We start from the raw sequence: 2,781 nt of genomic DNA on the forward strand, positions 1-2,781 counted from the left end.
CTGAACAAAATCGCTTTTTACACCAAACTCCTGCAGCTGCCTCTTGATTTCCTCACCAGTGAAGCCAGCCACAAAACCAAGGGCGGTACTATCATGGCCAAGATTTTTCAGCACAATGGATACATTTATTCCCTTGCCACCGCCTAAAATCTGTTCATAGTTCACCCGGTTTATTTCGCCGGCAGCGAAATGATCAAGGCGAAGAATATAATCCAGTGACGGATTAAAGGTTACGGTATAAATCATGCACTCACTCTCCTTCCAAGACGGTGGTATAATCACGATATTTCTTGTCTTCCAGCCGTCCTGTAATTATGGTGGCGCTGGAAATTCCAGCAAAGGTAATGGGGGAAATCTTGTTGAACTTTGAGCTGTCGGCCAGCACAAAGGCACTCTTACATCGCGCCATTGCCTCACTTTTGACAGCCCCCTCATCGGCATCCGGAGTAGAAAAGCCAGACTTGGGGCTTATTCCGTTTGTACCGAAAAAGCCCTTGGTAAAATTGTAGTTCTCCAGGCTTTTCAAGGCTTCTGTACCAACCACGGCTTCAGTTACGGCCTTTACCGCTCCACCGATAATGAAGACCTTGATGCCCTTGGCTAGCAGACTCACTGCGTGTTGCATACCGTTAGTTACGAAGGTCGCACCATTGTCCGTCAAAAAATCAATGAGATGCAAGGTGGTAGAACCAGCATCAATATAAACAAAATCCTCACCCGTGATAAGCTCTGCAGCTTTACGGCCAATAACAACCTTTTCCTCAGGATGCAAATCCCACTTGGTCTGCATATCTTCCTCTGCGTTTGAGTAATTGTTATCAATGGTAGTGGCACCGCCGTATACCTTGTACAATCTGCCGCTACGATGCAGAGCGGTCAAATCCCGGCGTACTGTGGACTCCGAAGTCTGTAACGCTTTGGTCAGCTCAAGAACCGTCACAGCCTTTTTTTCCGCCAAAATCTTCAATATAGCTGCGTACCTCTCCTCGGTAAGCACGGCTATCACTCTCCTAAAATTGATTTCTGTATTTATAATACAGCCAAACTCAGTCAAAGTCAACCAATATCAGTCATAAATAATCAAAAATAATCAAAATTAATCATAAATAAGAAAGAGCAATTACATAAAAAAAGCGGAGCACTGCCTCCAAGCAGTGTTCCGCCATTCAATCAGGCTTCAGTATAATCTTTGTTGTTTAGCTTGGTCTCCTCCTCATCATCCTCACGGCCCGGAGTCTTGAAATCAAACCTCTTGATAAGGAAATAGAAGGAAAAGTAATACAGGAAAAAGTAAATAATACCAACCGGGATAATCAGCATCCAGCTGGTCTTATCATTACCCTGCATAATACCAAAGATTAACAATTCCAGAAAACCTCCGGAGAAGGTAAGACCAACTGCGATATTAAGTATATGAGCAATCATGTAGGCTGCACCGGCCAGAATAACCTGTACACCGAAAAGCAACGGAGCTACAAACAGGAAGGAAAACTCAATCGGTTCTGTAATACCGGTCAGCATGGAAGTCAGGGCTGCAGAGAGCAATAAACCGCCCACAGCCTTCTTCTTTTCAGGACGGGCGCAACGGTACATAGCTAAAGCGGCCCCTGGAAGACCAAAAATCATAAAAATAAACTCACCAGAAAAATAACGGGTAGCATCAGAACTGAAATGTTCAACATTAGTGGAAGCCACCTGAGCGAAGAAGATGTTCTGACCACCCTGGATAAGCTGGCCATCCACCATCATGGTTCCTCCCACGCCGGTCTGCCAAAATGGCAAATAAAATACGTGATGCAAACCGAATGGAATCAATGCGCGTTTTACGATACCGAAAATCAGAGTACCGATATAACCTGTTCCCGTAACCACATTGCCAAGACCAAAGATGATATCCTGGGCAAAGGGCCAGATAAAGGTCATTATAATACCTACGAACAGAAATACCACCGTTGATATAATTGGAATAAATCTGGAGCCCCCAAAGAATGACAGGGCAGACGGCAGAACAATCTTATAATAGCGATTGTGCAGCACGGAAACGCCAATTCCCACGATGATACCGCCAAATACCCCCATCTGCAGTGACATAATGCCACAGCTTGGTGCAATGGTTCCTTCCAGTACCCCAGGTGCAATAGAGCCGTCAGTCAGAATTCTCCCTGTTATTCGCAACATTGCGTTACATGAAACATGCATAACGAAAAAGGAAATCATGGCAGCCAGGGCCGCAACTTCCTTCTCAGCCTTTGCCATACCAATGGCCACACCTACGGCAAAGATAATAGGAAGGTTGCCGAAAATGGCTCCCCCTGCAGCACTCATAACCATCAACAGTGAATGCAGCACCGTGCCATCGCCAAGTATGGGTTCAAGTCCATAGCTCCTGATGGTGGTCGGATTTGTAAAAGATGCACCAATACCTAACAGAATACCAGCAATTGGCATAACTGCAACTGGAAGCATAAAACTTTGACCAATCCGTCGCAACGTACTAAGAATTATATTTTTCATTTTATACACACTCTCATAAAAAAGGAGCTGTATCACAAGAAACAGCTCCGAAAAAACAAATTGTCCCGAATAGTATTAACTTATTCAGCCAAAGGCTTCATAGTTGGGAACAGCAGGACATCTCGAATAGATGCGCTGTCTGTGAGGAACATTACCAGACGGTCCACACCGATGCCCAAGCCGCCTGTTGGTGGCAGACCATATTCAAGGGCAGTAATGAAGTCACGGTCCATCATGTGAGCCTCATCATCACCATCTTCACGGGCC

At 45.2% G+C, this 2,781-nt stretch carries 3 protein-coding genes and 1 pseudogene; all 4 read right to left on the reverse strand.

Translation table 11 applies throughout. The features are described from left to right. The coding region (locus K6C05_RS01605) for a PfkB family carbohydrate kinase (protein ID WP_296730600.1) at nucleotides 1-246 on the reverse strand (246 nt) is incomplete at its 3' end. 4 nt (nucleotides 247-250) lie between these two features. After that, a complete protein-coding gene (locus tag K6C05_RS01610; RefSeq protein WP_296730601.1) occupies nucleotides 251-997 on the reverse strand; it encodes a DeoR/GlpR family DNA-binding transcription regulator in 747 nt (248 codons plus the stop codon). 185 nt (nucleotides 998-1,182) lie between these two features. Continuing rightward, nucleotides 1,183-2,514: pseudogene (locus tag K6C05_RS01615) on the reverse strand (PTS transporter subunit EIIC); the annotation flags it as partial. A gap of 80 nt (nucleotides 2,515-2,594) precedes the next feature. Beyond that, nucleotides 2,595-2,781: amino acid--tRNA ligase-related protein (locus K6C05_RS01620; protein ID WP_296730603.1), on the reverse strand; the 187-nt coding region annotated here is incomplete at its 5' end.

Source organism: Anaerovibrio sp., assembly GCF_024697385.1.
GTDB lineage: Bacteria > Bacillota > Negativicutes > Selenomonadales > Selenomonadaceae > Anaerovibrio.